A 21780-nucleotide genomic window follows, 5' to 3' on the forward strand; every position below is an offset into this window, starting at 1 on the left:
AGCACGCACAAATTCACGGCCGCAAGCACGGCAGGCCGCCACAGCGGGCCGGAAATGTGGATAATGGGTCCATGGACAGTGCCATCAAAGAAAAAGTACTCGCCGTCGCCGGCAGCGGGCGCAATGCGGCCGAATGGACCGCGTATTTCCGCGTCACCCTCGGCCTGTACTACCTGGCCGGGCTGATGACGTCCGAGACCATCGATTTCAAGAAGGTCGACCGCGCTTTCAACCAGTTCATCTACCATACCATCGGCAAGGGCCACACGATCACCAGCGTGCTGCAGTTCATGAGCGGGGCGAAAGTGGTGCCAGTGGTGTCCGCGCCGCGCTTCATTGCCGCGTTTTCCGAGCACTGTCCGGACGTGCCGTCGGATACCATTCCATTTTTGCTGCAGCTGAACCTGGGCGTGGCGAAAAACATATCGGGCATCGATGTCGCCGGTCCGCTGCTCGACTGGATCGAGCGCCAGACGGCCCCGGCCACGGCCCGGGCGGGCGACCCGCCCGGGCCGGACGTCCTATAATGGCGTTTTATCGCTACCGGGGCAGCGTATGTCAGCACAACGATCCATCAATCCACTCGACCAGCTGATCGTCAGCATGGACAAGGCCCTGCGCGTGATCGCGGGCGTGGCATCGGCATCGCGGCCAACCCCGGCGGCGCACGCCGATGACGGCCAGCTCGATGAAGCGGAACAGCGCCGCAGCGCCGGCCTGATGCGGGTCAACCACGTTGGCGAAGTGTGCGCGCAGGCGCTGTACAACTCGCAATCGCGCTTTGCCAAGACCGAGGCGATGCGGCTGCAGTTCGCCGAGGCGGGGCGCGAGGAAGAGGATCATCTGGCGTGGACGGCCCAGCGGCTGGCCGAGCTGGGGTCGCAGCCGAGTTTGCTCAATCCCTTGTGGTATGCGGGAGCGTATGCGCTGGGCACGGTGGCGGCGCAACTGGGCGACGCGCGCAGCCTGGGGTTTGTGGTCGAGACCGAGCGCCAGGTGGAGGCGCATCTGAACAGCCATCTTGATCTGTTGCCGGTGCAGGATACCAAGTCGCGCGCGATTGTGGACCAGATGCGGGTGGACGAGATTGCGCACGGCGCGGCGGCACAGGCGCTGGGCGCGGTGGAAGTGCCGTTGCCGGTGCGCGGCGTGATGAGTGCGATGGCGAAGGTGATGACGACGACGGCGTATTACGTTTAAATATGACGTCTGAATATGACGTTTAGAGTCCGGTCCGCCTCCGTCGCCCGATATGACGTTTAAAGTCCGGTCCGCCTCCGTCGTCCCCGCGAAGGCGGGGACCCAAGTTCGTACCGTAGCCGCAAGCTAAACTCCTCATTTGGGTCCAAGCGTGACGGCTGGATGGCTACCGGCTCAACCTTCGATAATCTCGAACGAATGCGTGATCTCGGCCATCTTGGCCAGCATGATCGACGCTGAGCAATATTTGTCGTGCGACAGGCTCACCGCGCGCTCCACCGCGCCCGGCTTCAGATTCTTCCCCGTCACCGTGAAGTGAAAGTGGATCTTGGTAAACACCTTGGGATCGGTCTCCGCGCGCTCGGCTTTCAGACTCACGTCGCAGCCGCGCACATCCTCGCGGCCACGCTTGAGAATGAGCACCACGTCATACGCCGTGCAGCCGCCGGTACCGAGCAGCACCATTTCCATCGGCCGCGGCGCCAGGTTGTGGCCGCCGCCTTCGGGCGCGCCATCCATGCTGACCATGTGGCCCGACCCTGTTTGCGCCCGAAAACTCATGCCCGAGGGACCGTTCCAGCTGACTGTGACTTCCATTGCATTCTCCGATGATTGTGTCGGCCTATTGTAATGGAGCCCGCGCGCCCGTGCTGAGCAGCGCCTACACCGACAGCACGTAGCGCTCGCTCTTCATGCGCCAGCTGGCGAACGCCACCGCGCCCAAGGCCGGCAGCATCGAACTGAGGAAGGTCAGCACGAACGGCAGCGCGCCCAGGTCCTGGCCCTTGGCCAGCTCGCGCAGCAGGGTCTGGTTCGACAGCATCGGCACCACATACATCCAGGTCGCCGTCTTCAGGTCCAGCACCGACACCGCCACCCCCGGCAGCATCGGCAACAGGATCACGAGGCTGAGCATGCTCTGGGCTTCCTTGAACGATTTCGCATTCATCGCCAGCGCGATGTGCAGGCCGGCCGCGAACAGCGACAGCGGAATGGTCGCCACGCATACCAGGGCCAGCTGGGCCGATGTGACGCGCCAGCTCATGCCGATTTCTTCCAGCGGCAGCCAGGACAGCACGGCATGCGCCAGCGCCAGTTCCAGGGTGATGCCGATCACGGCCAGCGAGCCGGCCGCCAGCCATTTGCCGGTGATCAGCGACCATGGACTGGCCGGCTGGGCCATCAGCACTTCGAGCGAGCGCCGCTCGCGTTCGCCGGCGGTGCTGTCGACCGCCGCCGACAAGCCGCAAATAAACGCCGGAAAAAACAGGAAGCCGAGAATGGCGCCGATCAGCCCGGCCGAGCGCGCCGCCGTGCTGCCGGTGTCGAAGCGCTGCAGACGCACCGGCGCCATGGTGGCCGGCGAGACGCCGTGCGCCAGCAGGCGTGCGCTGCTGATGTTCGAGCTGTAGCTGTGCAGCACTTCTTCGATGTCGCGCTGGCGCTGGCCGTTGTCGCTGGCCGAGTCGAACCAGAGCTCGATGCCGGCCGGCCGCATGCCCTGGTACTGCTCGCCGAATGCAGGGTCGAGCCGCAGCAGGGCCACCACTTTGCGTGCGCGCAGCAGCTCGGCGATGGCGTCTTCCTTCATCTCGCCCATCGGCACGACGGTGATGTTTTTTTGCTTGAGCTGGGCCATCAGGTTGGGCGCCTGGGCGGCGTTGACAACCGCCAGCTGCATGCCTTCGCGCTCGGAGCGGGTGGCGCGTCCGATCTGCTGGTTGAGCATGTAGCCGAGCATGAGCGGATACATCAGGGTGAACAGGGCCAGCAGGACCAGCGCGCGCCGGTCGCGCAGCGTTTCCTTGAATTCCTTGAGAAAAACGACCAGGAATGCCGGCTTCATGCTGCGATTCCTTCTTCGCCCACCAGGCTGACGAAAGCGTCTTCGAGATTGGCGATGCCGGTACGCCGGCACAGCTCCTGGGGCGAGCCCTGGGCCACGGTATGGCCCTTGGCGATGACGATCACGTCGTCGCACAGGTGGGTTACTTCCTGCATCACGTGGGTGGCCATGATCACGCAGCAGCCGTCCTGGCGCAGGGCGGTGAGCGCGGTGCGCAGGGCGCGCGTGCTCATCACGTCCAGCCCGCGGCTCGGTTCGTCGAGCAGCAGGTGGCGCGGCTTGTGCAGCAGGGTGCGCGCCAGCGCCACCTTGATGCGCTGGCCCTGCGAAAACCCCTTGGCGCGCCGTTCCAGGATGTCCTGCATGGCCAGCAGGTCGGCCACTTCATCGATGCGGCGCTGCACCAGGGGCGTGCTCATGCCGTTCAGTTCGCCGAAATAGGCCAGGTATTCGCGCGTGCTCAGGCGTTCGTACAGGCCGAACTGGTCGGTCAGGAAGCCGATATCCTTGCGCACCGTCATCGGATCGATAGCCGGATCGATGCCGCCGATGCTGATGCTGCCCTGGTCGCGCTTGAGCAAGCCCACCAGCAGTCGCAGCAGGGTGGTCTTGCCGGCCCCGTTCGGACCGAGCAGGGCCGTGATCTGGCCGTCGGCGGCCGTGAAGCTGACGCCTCCCAGCGCTTGCAGCGAGCCGAACTGTTTGCGTACGTCGTCTACAACAATCATCGTGGCCTCGGGCTATTCAAGGGTGCGGACCGGCGCTGCCGATCTGGAAATTGGCGGCCGGAATGTCATTCAGGCAGTGGGCGACAACCGGTTTCTGCGGCGCGTCGAGAAACTCGCGCAGCAGGCGCGGCGCGCAGCCCAGCGCGGAAATGCCGTGGCCGGCATTGGCCACCACCAGGTGCTGGGCCTTGGGAATGTGGCGCGCGGCGGCCTCGGCGCGGCGCGGCGGCGTCACCGGGTCCAGCGCGCCCGACAGCAGCAGGGCTGGCGCCAGGATCGGGCTCGGCGCGCGCCAGGCGACGGCCGGGACCTTGATCGACTTGCACAGCTCGATCAACTGCCCGACCCGCCCCCCGCCGAGGAAGGAATTGTGGGCGTCGTCGGCCAGCAATTGCGGCGTCATGCGCGGATAATCCTCGGCGCAGATCACGGCCATGTGCAGCACCAGCGCGGTGCCGCCTTCGCCGGCCAGGTCGGAGGCGACGTTGCGGCGCGCCACAAAGGGCGCCCAGCGCCCCAGGTGGGCGCTGTGGATCAGGAACGGCAGGCGCCGTCCGTCCAGCGCAGAGTACAGCACGTTGTGCACGGTGTTCAGGAAGCGCTCCCTGGTCATGTTCATCTGCAAGGGCTCGGCGGTGCGCGGATTGGACAGGTTCAGCGGCACGGGACCGGCGCTGACCTTGGCCAGCAGGCCGTCGAATTCGGCGCGCAGCGCGGGGTAGGCCTTGTTGCAGCCGGCGTCGGCCGCGCACTGGCGGAACAGGGCGTCGAGCGCCGCCTGGCCATCGCGTCCGCCGGCCGGGATGATCTGGTCGGGCGCGGCCACGCCGTCCAGCACCAGGCTGCGTACCGCATGCGGAAACGCGCGCGCGTAGGCCTGGCCGAGGCGGGTGCCGTACGACGCTCCCCACACATTGATTTGCTGGTAGCCGAGCGCCAGGCGCACCTGTTCGATGTCGCGCGCGGCGTGTTCGGTGGTGTAGGCCGACAGCGGCTGGCGGATGGCGGCCAGACAGGCGCGCACGGCGGCGATCTGTTCCTCGTCGCTGAGATTTTCCGGCAGGGCGTCGTCATCGCAGTCGAGTTTGCCGGACAGGCCGGTGCCGCGCTGGTCGATGAAGACGATGTCGCGGGTGGCGCGGGTGCGCCGGAACATGGCATTGAGTGCCGGCAGCACGTCGCTGCCGGCCTGGCCGGGGCCGCCCGCCAGCACGAACAGGGGATCGGGGCGTCCCGATTCTCGGAAGGCCGGCGCGACGGTGATGTGCAGTGTCAGGGTCGGGCCGGTGGGCTGGCGGTAATCGAGGGGAACGGCCAGTGTGCGGCAGCGCAAGCCTTCTTCGGAACCGGGCAGATGGCAGGTGCGGCCATTCAGGGGCGCGCCGGGCGCGCTGGCCAGGCAGGGCGGTGCCAGGGCCGACAGCAAGGAGAGCAGTGAGGCGGCAAGGCAATGTTTCAATTTCACGAGGTCTCCCGACGATAAGTGCTCAGGCATAGTAGATTGACATTCTTTCCGGGGTCAAGAAAGTTTTTTTCGGTTAATGAAATAGGCGCTGTGGTGCAGTCTAGGGTGGGCCATGGCGCTAGCGTTTGCGATTTATCTAGGGATGGCGCCGATGTCATTTCGCTACTGCCGCAACAGCCGCAGAAGGGCTTGACTCGGCCGTGGGGAGTGCGCTATAGTAGCCGGCTTTCCGTTTGCTCAGGAAAAGACAATAAGGCAGAGTCCGCGGGTAGTCCAAGCGGAACCACCATTTGAGCGATTTAATAAGTTTTATATTTAGGAAGTCAACATGAAAACTTTTTCCGCTAAGGGACATGAAGTCCAGCGCGATTGGTTCGTGGTTGACGCGACGGATCTGATCCTCGGACGTGTTGCCAGCGAAGTGGCACTCCGGTTGCGCGGCAAACACAAACCCGAATTCACTCCTCACGTCGATACGGGCGATTTCATCGTCGTGATCAATGCAGGCAAACTGCGCGTGACCGGTACCAAGGCAACCGAGAAGACGTACTACCGTCACTCCGGCTACCCAGGTGGTATCTACGAAACCAACTTCAAGAAAATGCAAGAGCGTTTTCCTGGTCGCGCGCTTGAAAAAGCGGTCAAGGGCATGCTGCCTAAGGGCCCGCTTGGCTACGCCATGATCAAGAAGCTCAAAGTGTACGCGGAAGGTTCCCACCCGCACGCTGCCCAGCAACCTACAGCACTCGTGCTGTCCAAGTAAGGAGCTGACATGATCGGTAACTATAATTACGGCACCGGCCGTCGCAAGAGTGCAGTCGCTCGCGTCTTCATCAAAGTTGGCACTGGCCAAATCATCGTTAACGGCAAACCAGCCGCTGACTACTTCTCGCGCGAAACGGGCCTGATGGTCATCCGTCAACCGCTGGAACTGACCGGCAATGTCGAGCGTTTCGACATCAAGGTCAACGTTCACGGTGGTGGCGAGTCCGGCCAAGCTGGCGCGGTTCGTCACGGCATCACCCGTGCACTGATCGACTACGACGCATCGTTGAAGGGCGACCTGGCACGTGCCGGTTTCGTTACCCGCGATGCACGTGAAGTCGAGCGTAAAAAAGTTGGTCTGCGCAAAGCACGTCGCGCAAAGCAATTCTCGAAGCGTTAATTCGCCTCCAGCGCGCACTCTGGTGCGCAGCTTCAAAAAAGCCGCCGACTGCAAAGTCAGGCGGCTTTTTTGTTTTTGTTTCCTAACCGCTGACAACCGGGGTCAGAGCTCTGACTTGCAATTAATTGCCGACTCGTACTGAACTGGTGAGCGGCCTCGCTGCTGATGGCTGAATATCGCGCATATCCCGACAAATGTGCCTAAGGTCGCCGTTGTGGGGCAGCGCCTGCTGATGTGCCAGCCCGGATTGTCAAGAATGTTGCTAGTCAGAGCTCTGACCCCGGTTGTGCAAGTTTGACCCCGGTTGTGCGAGTTTTGGGGTTCGGTAGCGCTGCGCAGCGTTTTGCTTGCGCTGTTAGAATCACCATCTTTCGGGCAAGGCCCACCATTTACTCTCAAGGAATACATATGATCAAAGTTGGCATCGTCGGCGGTACGGGTTACACGGGCGTGGAATTGCTGCGACTGCTGTCGGTCCACCCTGATGTGGAGCTGACCGCGATTACGTCGCGTAAGGAAGATGGCTTGCCTGTCGCAGATATGTTTCCTTCGCTGCGCGGCAAGGTGAACCTGGCGTTTTCGGCCCCGGACAAGGTCGACCTGACCAAATGCGACGTGGTCTTTTTCGCCACCCCGCACGGCGTGGCCATGGCCCAGGCCCCGGCGCTGCTGGCCGCCGGCGTCAAGGTCATCGACCTGGCCGCCGATTTCCGCCTGAAAGACCAGGCTACCTTCGAGCAGTGGTACAAAATTCCACACACTTGCCCGGACCTGCTGGAAGAGGCCGTCTACGGCTTGCCGGAACTGAACCGCGAAGCGGTCAAGAACGCGCGCCTGATCGCCAATCCGGGTTGCTATCCGACCACCATGCAGCTGGGTTTCGTGCCGCTGCTCAAGGCGAACCTGATCGATGCCAGCGCCCTGATCGCGGATGCCAAGTCGGGCGTGTCCGGCGCCGGCCGCAAGGCGGAAATCGGTACCCTGTTCTCCGAGTCGAGCGATAATTTCAAGGCCTACGGCGTGTCCGGCCACCGCCACACCCCGGAAACCGTGGCCCAGCTGCAGCGTTTCACCGGCCTGCCGGTGCACCTGATCTTCACGCCGCATCTGGTGCCGATGATCCGCGGCATGCATTCGACCCTGTACGCGCGCCTGACTACCGATATCAGCAACGAGGAGCTGCAGGAGTTGTTCGAGAGCACCTACAAAGACGCGGCCTTCGTCGATGTGATGCCGTTCGGCTCGCATCCGGAAACCCGCTCGACCCGAGGTTCGAACATGCTGCGCCTGGCGCTGCATCGTCCGAACAACGGCAATACCCTGGTTATCCTGGTGGTCCAGGATAACCTGGTCAAGGGCGCCTCGGGCCAGGCGATCCAGTGCATGAACCTGATGTTCGGCCTGGATGAAACCCTGGGCTTGCAACAGGTCGCGCTGCTGCCGTAAGGCATTACAATGGCGGGAAGCGCAGCCGCTTCCCGCAATATTAAATTTTAGTTAAACTTTCAATTTAGCCAATTAGTCTTTATGATGGGTGGTATTTACCCACCATCGAAAGACTGTCATGCGCTTCGTCCGCTCCCTGTTGTCCGCCCTCGTGCTCGGCATCTTTGCCGCGCCCGCGCTTGCCGCCCCTTCCTACGCGGTCACGACGTTCAATACCGGCCAGTACGACCAATGGCGCCTGGTCGACAACGCCGGCACCCTGTACGGTTCTTCCAATGGATTTTCGGCATTTCATGCCGGTGGCAGCACCACGGTGATGCATGTCAGCACGAGTCCGTTTCCCACCGGTGGGATCACGGCCATCAGCAATGCCGGCCATATGGCCAGCTACGAGTACTGGACCACCATTGGCGACGTCGTCAAAGCCAGTGGCTACCTGACGGTCAACGGCGTTACCACGCGCCTCGCTGGGTTCGGCCATGATAGCGGCCCCGCGGACACGTTCTCCCATGGGGTCAACAATGCCGGCACGGTGGTGGGCAGTTCAAGCACCAATCTGCGCCTGCCGGGAGGCGATCCGCATTATCCGCGCCTCGCCAGCCATGCTTATGTGTACAGCGACAATAAAATGAAGGACCTGGGCACGCTGGGAGGCATCCACAGCAGCGCCTCGGGCATCAATGCCGCCGGGACCATCGTGGGCACCGCTGAAAACGCCAACCGCCAGGATCGCGCCTTCATCTATCAGAACGGCCGCATGACCGACCTGGGCGGATTCAGTGGCGGCAGCAGTCTGGCAAGCGGCATCAATGATGCCGGCCTGATCATCGGACAGTCCGCACGCGACAATAACGGCTATGTGAAGTCGGCCTTTGTGTATGCGAATGGCGCGATGACCGATCTGGGCTGGGGTGCGCAACGCAGTTCGACCGCTGTCGATATCAATGAGCTGGGCCAGATCATCGGCTACGGCGCCGATGCGAACGGCCAGGAGCGTGGCTTCATCTATCAGAACGGCCAGCTGCTGCAGCTCGACAAGGCCGTCGACCCGCTGGACAACTGGATCATCAAAACCACTTACAGCATCAATGATAATGGCCTGATCCTGGCCGATGCGTGCAAGCTCGATGTCTGCGGCACGGTGCTGCTGAGCCCCGTTCCGGAGCCGGAAACCTATGCAATGTTGCTGGCCGGTCTAGGTTTGCTCGGTTTTTGTGCGCGCCGCCGCGCCCGCACCGTAGCGAGCGCAAAGCAATAGCTTGAATTCAAGCCGGATGGCCGCATTGTAGGTACAGTAGGACAGCACAGCCCCGGCACGCGCCGGGGTGTTGCATTTGACGGTCGCCGCCAGTGGTCTGTGAGCGTGACTCGTCCCAACAGTCTATAATGACTCATATCCGTTCCCAGTAGGAGTTCCAAATGAATGCAGTTGCTGAAATGCCAGAAGTGATGCCGGCACCGATCGTGTTTACCGATAGCGCCGCGCAAAAGGTTGCACAGCTGATCGAGGAAGAGGGCAATCCCGACCTCAAATTGCGCGTGTTCGTGCAGGGCGGCGGCTGCTCCGGTTTCCAGTACGGCTTCACCTTCGACGAAATCGTCAACGAAGATGACACCACCATGGTCAAGAACGGCGTGCAACTGCTGATCGATTCGATGAGCTACCAGTACCTGGTGGGCGCCGAAATCGATTATAAAGATGATCTCGAAGGCGCCCAGTTCGTCATCAAGAATCCAACCGCTACCTCGACCTGCGGTTGCGGTTCGTCGTTCTCGGTATAAGCCAGTCCGGCCCAGGCCGCTCTCACGCGGCTTGCCAGCCTAAGCAGGATAGAGGGCGCCCAGAATCCTGGGTCCCTTCGCCCCCGTCACCGAGGGCAGGTTGCCCGCTTCGCGCCTTGTGAAGCGGTAGCCCAGCCACGCGAACGCCAGCGCTTCGACGTGATTCGGGGCCACGCCCAGGGCGTCGGTTGTTTCCACTCTTGTCTTGCCACCCAGCGCTTGCGCCAGTTCGCGCAGCAGCGTGCCGTTGTACGCCCCGCCGCCGCACACATACACCGCCTCCACGTCCTTGGCCTGCTGGCCGATGGCGCGCGCGATGCTGACGGCGGTGAGCGTGGTCAGGGTCGCCTGCACGTGCGCTGCCGGCATGCTCGGCGCCTGCGCCAGCCGCTGCATCAGCCAGTCGGCATGGAACAGGTCGCGCCCCGTGCTTTTGGGGGCGGCCAGGCGGAAATATGGTTCGTCGAGCAAGATGCCGAGCAGGGTCGGATCGACGTGACCGCTGGCGGCCCAGGCGCCGTCGGCGTCATAGGCTTTGCCCTGATGCAGGCCGATCCAGTGATCCATCAGCACATTGCCGGGACCGGTGTCGAAGCCGCTCACCGTGCCGTCGGCATGCAACACGCTGATGTTGGCGATGCCGCCGATATTGATCACCACGCGGGTCTGGCCGGCCTGGCCGAAGCAGGCCTGGTGGAAGGCCGGCACCAGCGGCGCTCCCTGGCCGCCGGCGGCCACGTCGCGCGCACGGAAGTCGGCGATGACGTCGATGCCGGTCAGTTCGGCCAGGAGGGCAGGGTGGTTGAGCTGGCGCGTGTAGCCGAGCTCGGGCCGGTGGCGTACCGTCTGCCCATGCGCGGCCAGTGCTTGCACGGGGCCTGGCGCCCCCGGCAGCAGGGCCGCCACGCACTCGGCGTAGCAGCCGGTCAGATGGGCGGCGGCCAGCGCTTCGCGCGCGATTTCATTGTCGCCGCTGCTTTGCAGGGCCATCAGGTCGGCGCGCAGCGCGTCGGGGAAGGGGACGAAGGCCGCTTGCAGGGTGCGGATGGCGCCGCCGGCAAAGTCGGCCAGCACGCCATCGACCCCATCCATGCTGGTGCCGGACATCAAGCCGATGTACAGCGTCGAAGGTGTGGTCATGTCTGTTCCAATCTAAAAACAGCGGGCGAAAAAAAAGCAGGAGCCGGGTCGATGATCCGGTTCCTGCCTGTGTCGGTGCGCTGACCTTTTAGCGCGCCATGTTCGAGCCGGTCGTCGGACGCAGCAGCGCGAAGCGGTGCGACATGTCGGCCGCGGCGATCTGGAAGCGGGCCCGCTCGGCCGGCGTCATCGGGGCCTGTGCCAGCACCTTGATCGACATCGGATCGACGGCATCGTTGTTGACGCGGAACTCGTAGTGCAGGTGAGCGCCGGTCGACCAGCCGGTCGAGCCGACATAGCCGATCACATCGCCCTGGCTGACCTTGCTGCCCTTGCGGATGCCTGGCGCGAAACGGCTCATGTGCGCATACGCGGTGGTGTAGTTGGCCCAGTGCTTGATGGTGACGAAGTTGCCGTAGCCGCCTTGCACGCCGGCGAAGTCGATCACGCCGTCGCCCGAAGCGCGGATGGGCGTACCCAGCGCGGCGGCGAAGTCGACGCCCTTGTGCGCTTTCCAGGCGCCGGAAATCGGATGCGAGCGCAGCGAGAAGCCCGACGAAATCCGCGAGAATTCCAGCGGCGACTTGAGGAAGGCTTTTTTCAGTGCCTTGCCGTCGAAGGTGTAGTAGCCGCCCTGCTTGCTGACCGGATCTTCGTACCAGACGGACTGGTAGGTCACGCCGCGGTTGACGAATTCGCCTGCCAGGATGCGGCCGGCGCGCACCATTTCGCCATCTTGCCAAAACGTTTCGTAGACCACGTTGAAGCGGTCGCCGCGTTTCAGGTCGGAACGGAAGTCGATACTGGTGGAGAACATTTCGATGATCTGGGCGACGATGGCGTCGGGCAGTTTGCCGCCGTCGGTGGTGGCGTCGGTCGCCGAGTAGAGGGAGTTGGTGATTTCGCGGGCACGCATTTCAACCCGGCGTTCGAGCAAGGCTGGCGTTTCCTCGGCAGTGAACTTGCCGCCCTCGCGGGTGATCGAAATCAGTTTGACCGGGTTGTCGCGGCCGTCGACGACGGTGGCGCGCAGCCATTGCAGTTCGCCGTTTTCACCCGTCTGCGCCTGGACCCGCTTGCCGGTCTTGAGCTGCATGACGGCTTTGGCGACCTTGTCGGACTTGATGAAGTCGACGGCAGCGGCATCGTCCACGCCCAGACGCGTGAGCAGGGCGGCGAGCGTATCGCCGGGACGCACCTTCTCTTCGTGAATGAATTGCTGGTCGTCCTTTTGCAGCGCAGTGATCTGATCCGCCAGGTTCGGCAGTTCGAGATTCTGTGCGATCGATTTGACCGGCAGGTCCGACGCATCCGGAGCCAGGGGCGCTACGCCCGCGGCACCAAATGCGCACACTGTCAGGAAGATCGCGCCGGCGCTGATGATGCGCGCTTTTCGCGTTGTTCCTAGCAGGCCGGTCAAGCGTTTGCCTGTGAATTTGTTTGTAGGGTCCATGCAATCAGTTAAAATTTGCCGCTTGAACATTCGCGTTGAGCACTTAACTATTTCTTGTTATTGTTTTGTTTAGTTTTCATTGGGCAAGATTAATCGGATCGAGCAGTATATCAAACTTTTGAATCCGCCCAACAATTTCGACACTTTGCTACAGATTTATTACACATACCTATGACCACTCCTGCCACCTCCAAGCCTGCCGCCCCTGCGCAAGGTACTCCCCCATTGCCGCTGACGGACACCGTGCTGGAAGCGCTGGCCATCACCAAACGCGGCGTCGACGAGCTGCTGATCGAGAGCGAGTTCGCGCAAAAGCTGGCCCGCTCCGAAAAAAGCGGCACGCCGCTGCGCATCAAGCTCGGCCTCGACCCCACCGCGCCCGACCTGCACCTGGGCCACACCGTCGTGCTGAACAAGATGCGCCAGTTGCAAGACCTGGGCCATCAGGTGATCTTCCTGATCGGCGACTTCACTTCCATGATTGGCGATCCGTCGGGCCGTAACGTTACGCGCCCGCCGCTGACCAAGGAGCAGATCGAAGTCAATGCGATGACCTACTTCAAGCAGGCGTCGCTGGTGCTCGACCCGTCGCGCACGGAAATTCGCTACAACTCCGAGTGGTGCGACCCGCTCGGCGCCCGCGGCATGATCCAGTTGTCTTCGCGCTACACGGTGGCGCGCATGATGGAACGCGACGACTTCACCAAACGCTTCAAGAGTGGGACACCAATATCGATCCACGAGTTCCTTTATCCTTTGATGCAGGGCTACGATTCTGTCGCTTTGAAGGCCGATCTTGAGCTGGGCGGCACCGATCAGAAGTTCAACCTGCTGGTCGGACGCGAGCTGCAGAAGGATTATGGCCAGGAACAGCAGTGCATCCTGACCATGCCGCTGCTCGAAGGGCTCGATGGCGTGGACAAGATGTCCAAGTCCAAGAACAATTATATTGGCATAACGGAACCCGCCAACACGATGTTCGCCAAGCTGATGAGCATTTCCGACGTGATGATGTGGCGTTATTTCGAGCTGCTGTCGTTCCGCTCCATCGCCGATATCGCCGCGCTCAAGGCGGAGATCGATGGCGGACGCAATCCGCGCGATGCAAAAGTAGCTCTTGGGCAAGAAATCGTGACGCGTTTTCACTCGGCCCAGGCGGCGGATGATGCGCTGGCCGATTTCGTGAACCGGTCCGCCGGCGGCATTCCGGATGATGCGCCGGAAATGACAGTGGACGGCGCGCCAATGGGTATCGCCCACCTGCTCAAGAAAACCGGTATGTGCGCCTCCACCGGCGAGGCGATGCGCATGGTCGAGCAGGGCGGCGTGCGCATCGACAGCGCCGTCGTCAGCGACAAGGCGCTCAAGATCGAGGCCGGCAGTTTCGTGCTGCAAGTGGGCAAGCGCAAGTTCCTGCGCGTGACTTTCACGGCATGATTGCCCTGTTGCAACGTGTCAGCCACGCCAGCGTAGTGGTCGATGGCGCCACCATCGGCGCCATCGACGCCGGCCTGCTGGTGCTGCTGTGCGCCGAAAAGGGCGACAGCGAGAAGGAAGCCGACGCCCTGCTGACCAAATTGCTGGGCTACCGCGTGTTCGGCGACGAGGCCGGCAAGATGAACCGCAGCCTGCTTGATACCAACGGCGGCCTGTTGCTGGTGCCCCAGTTCACCCTGGCGGCCGATACCAAATCGGGCACGCGGCCATCGTTCACGCCGGCAGCCAGTCCGCAGGATGGCTTGCGCCTGTTCGACCATGTGGTGCGCCAGGCGCGCGCGCGCCACATCAAGGTCGAGACCGGTCAGTTCGGTGCCGACATGAAAGTGTCGCTGACCAACGACGGTCCGGTCACTTTCTGGCTGCAAGTGCACCCAAAATGAAACCAAGCGGGCCGTTTGTGGTCAATATCATCAGTACAGGAGGTTGCGATGAGACTCTGGAGTGATTCCTTTACCGATGGCGGCCTGATTCCCGCCGAGTGCGCCTTTGCGGCGATCGACCCGGTCAAGCACGCGCGCCTGTCGGCCAACCGCAACCCGCACTTCGCCTGGGATGATGTGCCTACCGGCACGCAGTCGCTGATCCTGTTTTGCTACGATATCGACGCGCCCACCGTCGGCACCAATGTCAACAAGGAAGGCCTGTTCGTGCCGGAAGCGTTGCCGCGCGCCGACTTTTATCACTGGACCCTGGTCGATATCCCGGTCGCCATGCGCTCGATAGCCGAAGGCAAGTTCTCGGAACTGGTCACGCCGCACGGCAAACCCGGCCCGCTGGTGCCGTTCACCATCAAAAACGGTACCGAGCATCAATTGCGCCAGGGTGTAAACGATTACACGAGCTGGTTCGCGAGCGATCCGGACATGGCCGGCGAGTATTACGGCTACGATGGCCCTTGTCCGCCGTGGAACGACCTGCGCGTGCACACCTATTTATTCTGCGTCTACGCGCTCGACGTGCCGCGCCTGGCCATTCGCGGGCACATCCTCGACGAGGCGCAGATGTACGGCGTGTATTCGCTCAATCCCGACCTCGCGGCCACCCTGGTTCCTTAAAGAACGCAACTTTTTCAGTCCGGGCACGGCGTGCCCGGCTTTCCCATGTCCCCGACTACTATCATCCTCATCCGCCACGGCGAAACCGCCTGGAACGCCGAACGCCGCCTCCAGGGCCATATCGACATCGCCCTCAATGACGAGGGCCTGCGCCAGGCCAGCGCGCTGGCCGACGCCCTGGCGGGCGAGCACCTCGACCTGATCGTCTCGAGCGACCTGCAGCGTGCCGCCCAGACCGCCGACGCCGTGGCTCGCACCCGCGCCATGCCGGTGCAACGCGACCCCTTGCTGCGCGAACGCTGCTTCGGCGGCTTCGAGGGCTTGCTGTACGCGGAGATCGAACAGCGCTTCCCGGTCGAATTTGCCGCCTGGCAGGCGCGCGAGATCGATGCGCCGATGCCGTCCGGCGCACGGGCGGCCGAAACGTTCCGCCAGTTTTACCAGCGCGCCGTCAGCGCCATCATCGGATGGGGCAAAACCCATCCCGGCCAGACCCTGGCCCTGGTGGCCCACGGCGGCGTGCTCGAATGCGCCTATCGCGCCGCCCTCGGTCTGTCGCTGGAAACCCCGCGCGACTTTCCGGTACTCAACGCCAGCATCAACCGCTTCCGCCTGCTTGACGACAAGCTGAGCCTAGTCAGCTGGGGCGAGGTCGGACACCTGCAGCCACGCGTGCTGGATGAACTCAATTGAGGCTTGTCAAGCGCGCACGATCCCGTTTTTGTGGCCGTGCAGTGCTGTCAAATGAAAAATAGTGCTTATTAATTGAGCAGCACTTCAGGTAAAATAGAGGGTTCCCGCAAACTCTGAGCGTCCCGCCCGTGCAAATTGGTCCTTACTTGCTGCGCAATAATGTTTTCGTTGCTCCCATGGCGGGGGTGACGGATCGCCCTTTCCGACAACTGTGCAAGCAGCTGGGCGCCGGCTATGCCGTCTCCGAAATGGCCGCCTCGAACCCGCGGCTGTGGGCCACCGAAAAGAGTTCGCGCCGCACCGACCACGAAGGTGAAATGGAGCCGAAAGCGGTCCAGATCGCCGGTGCCGACCCGCAAGACCTGGCCGACTGCGCCAAGTTCAACGTCGACCGCGGCGCCCAGATCATCGATATCAATATGGGTTGCCCGGTCAAGAAGGTGTGCAACAGCTGGTGCGGTTCGGCCTTGCTGCAGCACGAAGACCTGGTCGAACAGATTTTGTACGCCGTGGTGCGCGCGGTGGACGTGCCGGTGACATTGAAATTTCGCACCGGCTGGAACCGCGAAAACAAGAACGCCCTGCGTATCGCCCGCATCGCCGAACAGGCCGGCATCCAGATGCTGACCCTGCACGGGCGCACCCGGGCCGACGGCTACAGCGGCGACGCCGAGTACGAGACCATTGCCGCCGTCAAGGCGTCGGTGGCCATTCCCGTGGTGGCCAACGGCGACATCACCACCCCTGAAAAGGCGAAGCACGTGCTGGCCGTGACCGGGGCCGATGCGGTGATGATCGGGCGTGCGGCCCAGGGCCGGCCGTGGATTTGCCGCGAAGTCGACCATTATCTGCGCACCGGCCTGCATCTGCCGGCGCCGGCGGTGGAGGAAGTACGCGCGCTGATGAACGAACATTTGCAGGCGCACTACGCGTTCTACGGCGAATTTTTGGGCGTGCGCACGGCGCGCAAGCACATCGGCTGGTATGTGCGCGACCTGATCGGCGGGGAAGAATTCCGCCAGCAAATGAACCTGCTGGAATCGACCGAGGCACAGTTGCGCGCCGTCGATGCCTTTTTTGAAACGCAACATGTTCATGGCGAACGGTTACAATACCGGCCCGCGGGCCTTGCTCAAGTGGCATTGGCAGCCTGACACGGCACAGCTAGCAATACGACATACTGGAACGACCGCTGCCTGCAGAGCCGCGGCGAAACATTTAATCCGCAGAAAAGCACCAACATAATATGAGCAAAGAAAGTATCCAGGAAGTCGTCCAGAAGAGTCTTGAAGAGTATTTCAACGACCTGGGCGAGCAGCAGGCATCGAACATCTACGATATGGTGGTCCTGACCGTCGAAAAGCCGATCCTCGAGGTCGTCATGACGCGAGCGGAAGGCAACCAGTCGCACGCGGCCCAGATGCTGGGCATCAACCGTAATACCTTGCGGAAGAAATTGCAGGAACACGGACTGCTGTAATTAGTCATTAGCACACACTGAGTGGCCGTGCTATCGAGCGCGAGCCCATCGCGCCCGAGGGGTGCGCCAGTGCAAACACCGAATACTCCACAACCAGGCCACTCACCATGATCAAACAAGCTCTCATTTCCGTCTCCGACAAGACCGGCGTGCTCGACTTTGCACGCGCGTTGTCCGCGCTCGGCGTCGGCATCCTGTCCACCGGCGGCACCGCCAAGCTGCTGGCCGATAACGGCGTGGCCGTCACCGAAGTGGCGGATTACACGGGCTTTCCGGAAATGCTCGATGGCCGGGTCAAGACCCTGCACCCGAAAGTGCACGGCGGCATCCTGGCACGCCGCGACTTTCCGGAGCACGTCGCCAAGCTGAGCGAGCACGACATTCCGACCATCGACATGGTCGTGGTTAACCTGTATCCATTCCAGGCGACCGTGGCCAAGGATGATTGCTCGCTGGAAGACGCGATCGAAAACATCGATATCGGCGGCCCGACCATGCTGCGCTCGGCTGCCAAGAACCACAAGGACGTGATCGTCATCTGCGATCCGACCGACTACGCGCAAGTGCTGGCGGAAGTGACGGCCGGTGAAGTGCCTTACGATACCAAGTTCCGCCTGGCCAAGAAAGTGTTTGCTCACACCGCGCAATACGACGGCGCCATCACCAATTACCTGACCAGCCTGGGCGAAGACAAGGCCCACGCCACGCGCGCGGCCTACCCGCAAACGCTGAACATGACGTTCGAAAAAGTGCAGGACATGCGCTACGGCGAAAACCCGCATCAGTCGGCCGCGTTCTACCGCGACCTGGCGCCGGCCGCCGGTTCGCTGTCCGCCTACAAGCAATTGCAGGGCAAGGAACTGTCGTACAACAATATCGCCGACGCCGATGCGGCGTGGGAATGCGTCAAGTCGCTGGGTGGCCTCGGCCAGCCAGCCGGCTGCGTGATCGTCAAGCACGCCAATCCGTGCGGCGTGGCAATCGGCACCGATGCGCTCGACGCCTACAGCCGCGCGCTGCAGACCGACCCGACGTCGGCGTTCGGCGGCATCATCGCGCTGAACGTTGAGCTGGACGGCAAGACTGCCGAAGCGATTGCCAAGCTGTTCGTGGAAGTCTTGATCGCGCCATCGTTCTCCGCTGAAGCGCGCGCCATCATGGTGGCCAAGCAGAACGTGCGCCTGCTGGAAATTGCGCTGGGCGCGGCCAACAATCCGTTCGACGTCAAGCGCGTCGGCGGCGGCCTGCTGGTGCAGTCGCCGGATGCCAAGAATGTCGGCCTGGAAGAACTGCGCGTGGTCACCAAGAAGCAGCCGACCCAGCAGCAATTGCAGGACATGATGTTCGCCTGGCGCGTGGCCAAGTTCGTTAAATCGAACGCCATCGTCTTCTGCGCCAACGGCATGACCCTGGGCGTTGGCGCCGGCCAGATGAGCCGTATCGACTCGGCGCGCATCGCCTCGATCAAGGCCCAGAACGCCGGCCTGACCCTGGCTGGTTCGGCCGTGGCGTCGGATGCCTTCTTCCCGTTCCGCGACGGCCTCGACGTGGTGGTCGACGCGGGTGCGACCTGCGTGATCCAGCCGGGCGGTTCGATGCGCGACCAGGAAGTGATCGATGCCGCCGACGAGCGCGGCGTGGTGATGCTGTACACCGGCGCGCGCCATTTCCGTCATTAATTTCGAGGGGTTGCGCAAGTTTGGTATACCGAAGTTTCTCCGGCGGTATACCATTCGTCCATGATTATTCTTGGCATTGACCCAGGCCTGCGCTCCACAGGCTTCGGGCTTATCGAAAAGCAGGGCAACAAACTGCGCTACATCGCTTCCGGCACCATCAAGACGGTGTCCGAAGGCGAGCTTCCCGGCCGTCTCAAGGTGATCCTGCACGGGATCGCCGAGATCGTCCGCACCTACCAGCCCGATTGCGCGGCGGTGGAAAAAGTCTTCGTCAACGTCAATCCCCAATCGACCTTGCTGCTCGGGCAGGCGCGCGGCGCCGCCATTACGGCGCTGGTGGGCGCCGACCTGTCGGTGGCCGAGTACACGGCGCTGCAGGTCAAGCAGGCTGTCACCGGTCACGGCAAGGCGGCCAAGGAACAGGTGCAGGAAATGGTGGCGCGCCTGCTGGTGCTGCCCGGCCTGCCCGGGTCGGACGCCGCCGACGCGCTCGGCGTGGCCATCTGCCATGCCAACAGCGTCGACGCGCTGGCGCTGATCGGCGCGCTCGCGCCTTCGCTTTCCGGCCTGCGCATGAAGCGCGGCCGTCTCGTTTAACCTTGTTTTAAGGTCTACCCCATGATCGGACGTATTTCCGGAACGCTGCTCGAAAAAAATCCGCCGCAGTTGCTTATCGATTGCAACGGCGTCGGCTATGAAGTCGATGTGCCGATGAGTACCTATTACGACTTGCCCGCACTCGGCGCGCAAGTCACCCTGTTCACGCATCAGGCGATCCGCGAAGATGCGCATTTGCTGTTTGGCTTCGGCAACGCGGCCGAGCGCGCGGTGTTCCGTCAATTGATCAAGATCACGGGCGTGGGTGCGCGCACGGCGCTGTCGATCCTGTCGGGCATGACGGTAAACGACCTGGCGCAGGCCGTGACCTTGCAGGAAGCGGGCCGTTTGGTGAAGGTGCCCGGCATCGGCAAGAAGACGGCGGAACGCTTGCTGCTGGAACTGAAGGGCAAGCTCGGCGCCGACCTTGGTTCGGTGGGCGGCGTGGTGCAGCACGATGCGAAATCGGACATCCTGAACGCACTGCTGGCGTTGGGGTATTCTGACAAGGAAGCGACGGTCGCACTGAAGAATATGCCGGCCGGCAGCACCGTATCGGACGGCATCAAGTTCGCGCTCAAGGCGCTGTCCAAGGGCTGACGCTAACATTTACACGAAAGTTCATCCATGAGTATCCAGACCGACGACTTCAGCGAGCAGCGCATCATCGCGCCCACGCCCGCGTCGCCCAACGAAGAGGCGATCGAGCGCGCGCTGCGGCCCAAGCAGCTCGACGAATACGTCGGCCAGGAGAAAATCCGCGGCCAGCTCGAGATTTTCATTTCGGCCGCGCGCAAGCGGCGCGAAGCGCTCGACCACACCTTGCTGTTCGGGCCTCCGGGGCTGGGCAAGACCACCCTGGCGCACATCATTGCGCGCGAGATGGGCGTTAACCTGCGCCAGACTTCCGGGCCGGTGCTGGAACGGCCGGGCGATCTGGCCGCAATACTGACCAATCTCGAAGCGAACGACGTGCTGTTCATCGACGAGATTCACCGTCTGTCGCCGGTGGTGGAAGAGATTCTGTATCCGGCGCTGGAAGACTACCAGATCGACATCATGATCGGCGAAGGGCCGGCGGCGCGCTCGGTCAAGCTGGACCTGCAACCGTTCACGCTGGTGGGCGCGACCACGCGCGCCGGCATGCTGACCAATCCGCTGCGCGACCGCTTCGGCATCGTGGCGCGGCTGGAGTTCTACAACACGTCGGAACTCACCCGGATTGTGACGCGCAGTGCGTCGCTGCTGAACGCGCCGATTGTCGAAGAAGGCGCGCGCGAAATCGCCCTGCGCGCGCGCGGCACGCCGCGTATCGCCAACCGGCTGCTGCGGCGCGTGCGCGATTATGCGGAGGTCAAGGGCACCGGGGAAATCACCAAGGCCATGGCCGATGCGGCGCTGGTGATGCTCGACGTCGACTCGGTCGGCTTCGACGTCATGGACCGCAAGCTGCTCGAAGCGGTGCTGTTCAAGTTCGGCGGCGGGCCGGTCGGCATCGGCAATCTGGCGGCGGCCATCGGCGAGGAAAGCGATACGATTGAAGATGTGCTCGAACCCTACCTGATCCAGCAGGGCTATTTGCAGCGCACCCCGCGCGGACGCATCGCCACGCCGCTGGCGTACCAGCACTTCGGCCTGGCCGCGCCACGCACCAGCCCGACGGGCGACTTGTGGGACAACCTGGCTCCTTGAATCAGCGCTCGTCGCGCCGGTCCGATTGCGGCGGAATGTAGATGAGTTCTTCTTCCTGGCGCTGTTTGCGGCGGTCCCGCCACCAGTCGAAGCAGTCTTTCGCATCGAGGCAGTTGGAGGCCGTGTCGCAGGCGTCGCCGGGGGAGGGCAGGTCGAACGAGCAGTCGCAAGGCACGCAATCGCCCGCCTGGCCTGGCCGGACCAGCAGGGGCCGTGGTGCCGGCGGGCAATAGCGGCGATACGCGACGCCGCACCTGTGCAGGCGGGCCCGCAATACGCCGAGGCCTTCCCACACGCCGTAACGGCGGATGGCCCGTGCCCCGAGCGCTGAACAGCTGGCGTTGCCCGTGTAGGCACAGTAAGCGCAGCAAAAACCCTTGTAGGGCGACAGATGGCGCTGGTAGAAACCGATGGCCGCGAGGGCGAGTGTTTTCATCATGGTGTGCTAATCACCGTTTCTTGCAACGGCGCCTGTTTGATTGCCAAGAAGAACATTTCGCACGAAGTATGGTCGGTCGACACTTCCAGAACAAGCAGGTATTTACGAGGTTTTTGTACTGTAAACTCGGAGAGACATCCCATGCGCTAACCGCCCCTGATCACGTCAGACATTCCTCTGCGTCAAATTCGCGCCACGTATGGCGACTACAGGTCGGTAAACATGGGCGCCACTGGCTGACCACTCTTGAGCGATGAGGTCGTGTCCAAATGTCAGACCTGGCACCGTTACCACGAGACCCCGCGTCAGTAAGCAGGGGTTGGAGGCGGCTTTTTTTCATTCAAGATATAGATGCTGATGAGGCCGTGTCCACATGTCAGACCTGGCACCGTTACTGCAGAAGCCCCAAAAAAGATACCC

24 protein-coding genes are annotated in these 21780 nt (G+C 62.6%); 17 read left to right on the top strand and 7 right to left on the bottom strand.

Annotated features, from left to right (window positions below; genetic code table 11):
* The first annotated feature begins 71 nt into the window (after positions 1-71).
* Both RBA40_RS17730 and coq7 read left to right on the top strand, forming a co-directional pair.
* Positions 72-527, top strand: coding sequence for a hypothetical protein (locus RBA40_RS17730; RefSeq protein ID WP_306649101.1), 456 nt, complete (start codon positions 72-74; stop codon positions 525-527).
* A 28-nt stretch (positions 528-555) separates the two neighbouring features.
* Positions 556-1200, top strand: a complete 645-nt coding sequence (gene coq7, locus RBA40_RS17735) for a 2-polyprenyl-3-methyl-6-methoxy-1,4-benzoquinone monooxygenase (protein WP_306649102.1) — start codon at positions 556-558, stop codon at positions 1198-1200.
* Between the two features lie 174 nt (positions 1201-1374).
* Here coq7 and RBA40_RS17740 read toward each other — a convergent pair whose 3' ends face one another.
* From RBA40_RS17740 to RBA40_RS17755, 4 genes are all read right to left on the bottom strand, one after another.
* Complete coding sequence (locus RBA40_RS17740; protein ID WP_099874279.1) at positions 1375-1797, bottom strand: OsmC family protein; 423 nt, start codon at positions 1795-1797, stop codon at positions 1375-1377.
* 64 nt (positions 1798-1861) lie between these two features.
* Positions 1862-3046 (bottom strand): ABC transporter permease, encoded by a 1185-nt coding sequence (locus tag RBA40_RS17745; protein ID WP_306649103.1) that lies wholly within the window; start codon positions 3044-3046, stop codon positions 1862-1864.
* Positions 3043-3774, bottom strand: coding sequence for an ABC transporter ATP-binding protein (locus RBA40_RS17750; protein ID WP_306649104.1), 732 nt, complete (start codon positions 3772-3774; stop codon positions 3043-3045). The genes RBA40_RS17745 and RBA40_RS17750 overlap by 4 nt, the downstream gene beginning before the upstream one ends.
* Before the next feature lie 16 nt (positions 3775-3790).
* Positions 3791-5239: an alpha/beta fold hydrolase gene (locus RBA40_RS17755; protein WP_306649105.1), complete on the bottom strand. Its 1449-nt coding sequence runs from the start codon at positions 5237-5239 to the stop codon at positions 3791-3793.
* Between the two features lie 328 nt (positions 5240-5567).
* Here RBA40_RS17755 and rplM point away from each other — a divergent pair, with 328 nt between their 5' ends.
* From rplM to erpA, 5 genes are all read left to right on the top strand, one after another.
* Entirely contained in the window at positions 5568-6002 is a 435-nt protein-coding gene (rplM, locus tag RBA40_RS17760; RefSeq protein WP_306649106.1) for a 50S ribosomal protein L13, read from the top strand.
* 9 nt (positions 6003-6011) lie between these two features.
* Positions 6012-6404 carry a 30S ribosomal protein S9 gene (gene rpsI, locus RBA40_RS17765; RefSeq protein ID WP_054266290.1) on the top strand — a complete coding sequence of 131 codons (393 nt, stop codon included), beginning with the start codon at positions 6012-6014 and terminating at the stop codon, positions 6402-6404.
* Between the two features lie 408 nt (positions 6405-6812).
* Positions 6813-7850 (top strand): N-acetyl-gamma-glutamyl-phosphate reductase, encoded by a 1038-nt coding sequence (gene argC / locus RBA40_RS17770; protein WP_306649107.1) that lies wholly within the window; start codon positions 6813-6815, stop codon positions 7848-7850.
* Between the two features lie 118 nt (positions 7851-7968).
* Positions 7969-9108, top strand: a complete 1140-nt coding sequence (locus RBA40_RS17775; protein ID WP_306649108.1) for an FxDxF family PEP-CTERM protein — start codon at positions 7969-7971, stop codon at positions 9106-9108.
* Positions 9109-9269: 161 nt separating this feature from the next.
* Entirely contained in the window at positions 9270-9632 is a 363-nt protein-coding gene (erpA, locus tag RBA40_RS17780; protein ID WP_054266294.1) for an iron-sulfur cluster insertion protein ErpA, read from the top strand.
* A 39-nt stretch (positions 9633-9671) separates the two neighbouring features.
* On the opposite strand, the gene RBA40_RS17785 is transcribed toward erpA, so the two are convergent.
* Both RBA40_RS17785 and RBA40_RS17790 read right to left on the bottom strand, forming a co-directional pair.
* Complete coding sequence (locus tag RBA40_RS17785; RefSeq protein WP_306649109.1) at positions 9672-10772, bottom strand: anhydro-N-acetylmuramic acid kinase; 1101 nt, start codon at positions 10770-10772, stop codon at positions 9672-9674.
* A gap of 88 nt (positions 10773-10860) precedes the next feature.
* Entirely contained in the window at positions 10861-12225 is a 1365-nt protein-coding gene (locus tag RBA40_RS17790; RefSeq protein ID WP_099874286.1) for a M23 family metallopeptidase, read from the bottom strand.
* A 171-nt stretch (positions 12226-12396) separates the two neighbouring features.
* Between RBA40_RS17790 and tyrS the strand changes: the two genes are divergently transcribed.
* The 10 genes from tyrS to ruvB all read left to right on the top strand — a co-directional run bounded on the left by tyrS (position 12397) and on the right by ruvB (position 20921).
* Entirely contained in the window at positions 12397-13662 is a 1266-nt protein-coding gene (tyrS, locus tag RBA40_RS17795; RefSeq protein WP_306649110.1) for a tyrosine--tRNA ligase, read from the top strand.
* Entirely contained in the window at positions 13659-14105 is a 447-nt protein-coding gene (dtd, locus tag RBA40_RS17800; protein ID WP_306649111.1) for a D-aminoacyl-tRNA deacylase, read from the top strand. The genes tyrS and dtd overlap by 4 nt, the downstream gene beginning before the upstream one ends.
* 48 nt (positions 14106-14153) lie before the next feature.
* On the top strand, positions 14154-14780 hold the full coding sequence (locus RBA40_RS17805) for a YbhB/YbcL family Raf kinase inhibitor-like protein (RefSeq protein WP_306649112.1): 627 nt from the start codon (positions 14154-14156) through the stop codon (positions 14778-14780).
* Between the two features lie 45 nt (positions 14781-14825).
* The gene (locus RBA40_RS17810) at positions 14826-15473 is read left to right on the top strand and encodes a histidine phosphatase family protein (RefSeq protein WP_306649113.1); all 648 of its coding nucleotides are present in this window, start codon (positions 14826-14828) and stop codon (positions 15471-15473) included.
* A gap of 128 nt (positions 15474-15601) precedes the next feature.
* The gene (dusB, locus tag RBA40_RS17815; RefSeq protein ID WP_306649114.1) at positions 15602-16627 is read left to right on the top strand and encodes a tRNA dihydrouridine synthase DusB; all 1026 of its coding nucleotides are present in this window, start codon (positions 15602-15604) and stop codon (positions 16625-16627) included.
* A gap of 92 nt (positions 16628-16719) precedes the next feature.
* Positions 16720-16953, top strand: a complete 234-nt coding sequence (locus tag RBA40_RS17820) for a helix-turn-helix domain-containing protein (RefSeq protein WP_054266301.1) — start codon at positions 16720-16722, stop codon at positions 16951-16953.
* A 107-nt stretch (positions 16954-17060) separates the two neighbouring features.
* Positions 17061-18632: a bifunctional phosphoribosylaminoimidazolecarboxamide formyltransferase/IMP cyclohydrolase gene (purH, locus tag RBA40_RS17825; RefSeq protein ID WP_306649115.1), complete on the top strand. Its 1572-nt coding sequence runs from the start codon at positions 17061-17063 to the stop codon at positions 18630-18632.
* Positions 18633-18692: 60 nt separating this feature from the next.
* Entirely contained in the window at positions 18693-19229 is a 537-nt protein-coding gene (gene ruvC, locus RBA40_RS17830; RefSeq protein WP_306649116.1) for a crossover junction endodeoxyribonuclease RuvC, read from the top strand.
* Between the two features lie 21 nt (positions 19230-19250).
* A complete protein-coding gene (ruvA, locus tag RBA40_RS17835) occupies positions 19251-19829 on the top strand; it encodes a Holliday junction branch migration protein RuvA (RefSeq protein ID WP_306649117.1) in 579 nt (192 codons plus the stop codon).
* A 27-nt stretch (positions 19830-19856) separates the two neighbouring features.
* A complete protein-coding gene (ruvB, locus tag RBA40_RS17840) occupies positions 19857-20921 on the top strand; it encodes a Holliday junction branch migration DNA helicase RuvB (RefSeq protein ID WP_306649118.1) in 1065 nt (354 codons plus the stop codon).
* Between the two features lies 1 nt (position 20922).
* Here ruvB and yidD read toward each other — a convergent pair whose 3' ends face one another.
* Positions 20923-21360 carry a membrane protein insertion efficiency factor YidD gene (gene yidD, locus RBA40_RS17845; protein WP_306649119.1) on the bottom strand — a complete coding sequence of 146 codons (438 nt, stop codon included), beginning with the start codon at positions 21358-21360 and terminating at the stop codon, positions 20923-20925.
* Positions 21361-21780: the final 420 nt, after the last annotated feature.

This window comes from Massilia pseudoviolaceinigra (assembly GCF_030846505.1).
Taxonomy (GTDB): Bacteria; Pseudomonadota; Gammaproteobacteria; order Burkholderiales; family Burkholderiaceae_D; genus Telluria_A; species Telluria_A violaceinigra.

What these genes read in the sequence shown, in the direction of transcription:
- RBA40_RS17730 (WP_306649101.1), top strand. Translation starts at nt 72, where the DNA reads ATGGACAGTGCCATCAAAGAAAAAGTACTCGCCGTCGCCGGCAGCGGG.
- coq7 (WP_306649102.1), top strand. Translation starts at nt 556, where the DNA reads ATGTCAGCACAACGATCCATCAATCCACTCGACCAGCTGATCGTCAGC.
- RBA40_RS17740 (WP_099874279.1), bottom strand. Translation starts at nt 1,797, where the DNA reads ATGGAAGTCACAGTCAGCTGGAACGGTCCCTCGGGCATGAGTTTTCGG.
- RBA40_RS17745 (WP_306649103.1), bottom strand. Translation starts at nt 3,046, where the DNA reads ATGAAGCCGGCATTCCTGGTCGTTTTTCTCAAGGAATTCAAGGAAACG.
- RBA40_RS17750 (WP_306649104.1), bottom strand. Translation starts at nt 3,774, where the DNA reads ATGATTGTTGTAGACGACGTACGCAAACAGTTCGGCTCGCTGCAAGCG.
- rplM (WP_306649106.1), top strand. Translation starts at nt 5,568, where the DNA reads ATGAAAACTTTTTCCGCTAAGGGACATGAAGTCCAGCGCGATTGGTTC.
- rpsI (WP_054266290.1), top strand. Translation starts at nt 6,012, where the DNA reads ATGATCGGTAACTATAATTACGGCACCGGCCGTCGCAAGAGTGCAGTC.
- argC (WP_306649107.1), top strand. Translation starts at nt 6,813, where the DNA reads ATGATCAAAGTTGGCATCGTCGGCGGTACGGGTTACACGGGCGTGGAA.
- RBA40_RS17775 (WP_306649108.1), top strand. Translation starts at nt 7,969, where the DNA reads ATGCGCTTCGTCCGCTCCCTGTTGTCCGCCCTCGTGCTCGGCATCTTT.
- erpA (WP_054266294.1), top strand. Translation starts at nt 9,270, where the DNA reads ATGAATGCAGTTGCTGAAATGCCAGAAGTGATGCCGGCACCGATCGTG.
- RBA40_RS17785 (WP_306649109.1), bottom strand. Translation starts at nt 10,772, where the DNA reads ATGACCACACCTTCGACGCTGTACATCGGCTTGATGTCCGGCACCAGC.
- RBA40_RS17790 (WP_099874286.1), bottom strand. Translation starts at nt 12,225, where the DNA reads ATGGACCCTACAAACAAATTCACAGGCAAACGCTTGACCGGCCTGCTA.
- tyrS (WP_306649110.1), top strand. Translation starts at nt 12,397, where the DNA reads ATGACCACTCCTGCCACCTCCAAGCCTGCCGCCCCTGCGCAAGGTACT.
- dtd (WP_306649111.1), top strand. Translation starts at nt 13,659, where the DNA reads ATGATTGCCCTGTTGCAACGTGTCAGCCACGCCAGCGTAGTGGTCGAT.
- RBA40_RS17805 (WP_306649112.1), top strand. Translation starts at nt 14,154, where the DNA reads ATGAGACTCTGGAGTGATTCCTTTACCGATGGCGGCCTGATTCCCGCC.
- RBA40_RS17810 (WP_306649113.1), top strand. Translation starts at nt 14,826, where the DNA reads ATGTCCCCGACTACTATCATCCTCATCCGCCACGGCGAAACCGCCTGG.
- RBA40_RS17820 (WP_054266301.1), top strand. Translation starts at nt 16,720, where the DNA reads ATGAGCAAAGAAAGTATCCAGGAAGTCGTCCAGAAGAGTCTTGAAGAG.
- purH (WP_306649115.1), top strand. Translation starts at nt 17,061, where the DNA reads ATGATCAAACAAGCTCTCATTTCCGTCTCCGACAAGACCGGCGTGCTC.
- ruvC (WP_306649116.1), top strand. Translation starts at nt 18,693, where the DNA reads ATGATTATTCTTGGCATTGACCCAGGCCTGCGCTCCACAGGCTTCGGG.
- ruvA (WP_306649117.1), top strand. Translation starts at nt 19,251, where the DNA reads ATGATCGGACGTATTTCCGGAACGCTGCTCGAAAAAAATCCGCCGCAG.
- ruvB (WP_306649118.1), top strand. Translation starts at nt 19,857, where the DNA reads ATGAGTATCCAGACCGACGACTTCAGCGAGCAGCGCATCATCGCGCCC.
- yidD (WP_306649119.1), bottom strand. Translation starts at nt 21,360, where the DNA reads ATGATGAAAACACTCGCCCTCGCGGCCATCGGTTTCTACCAGCGCCAT.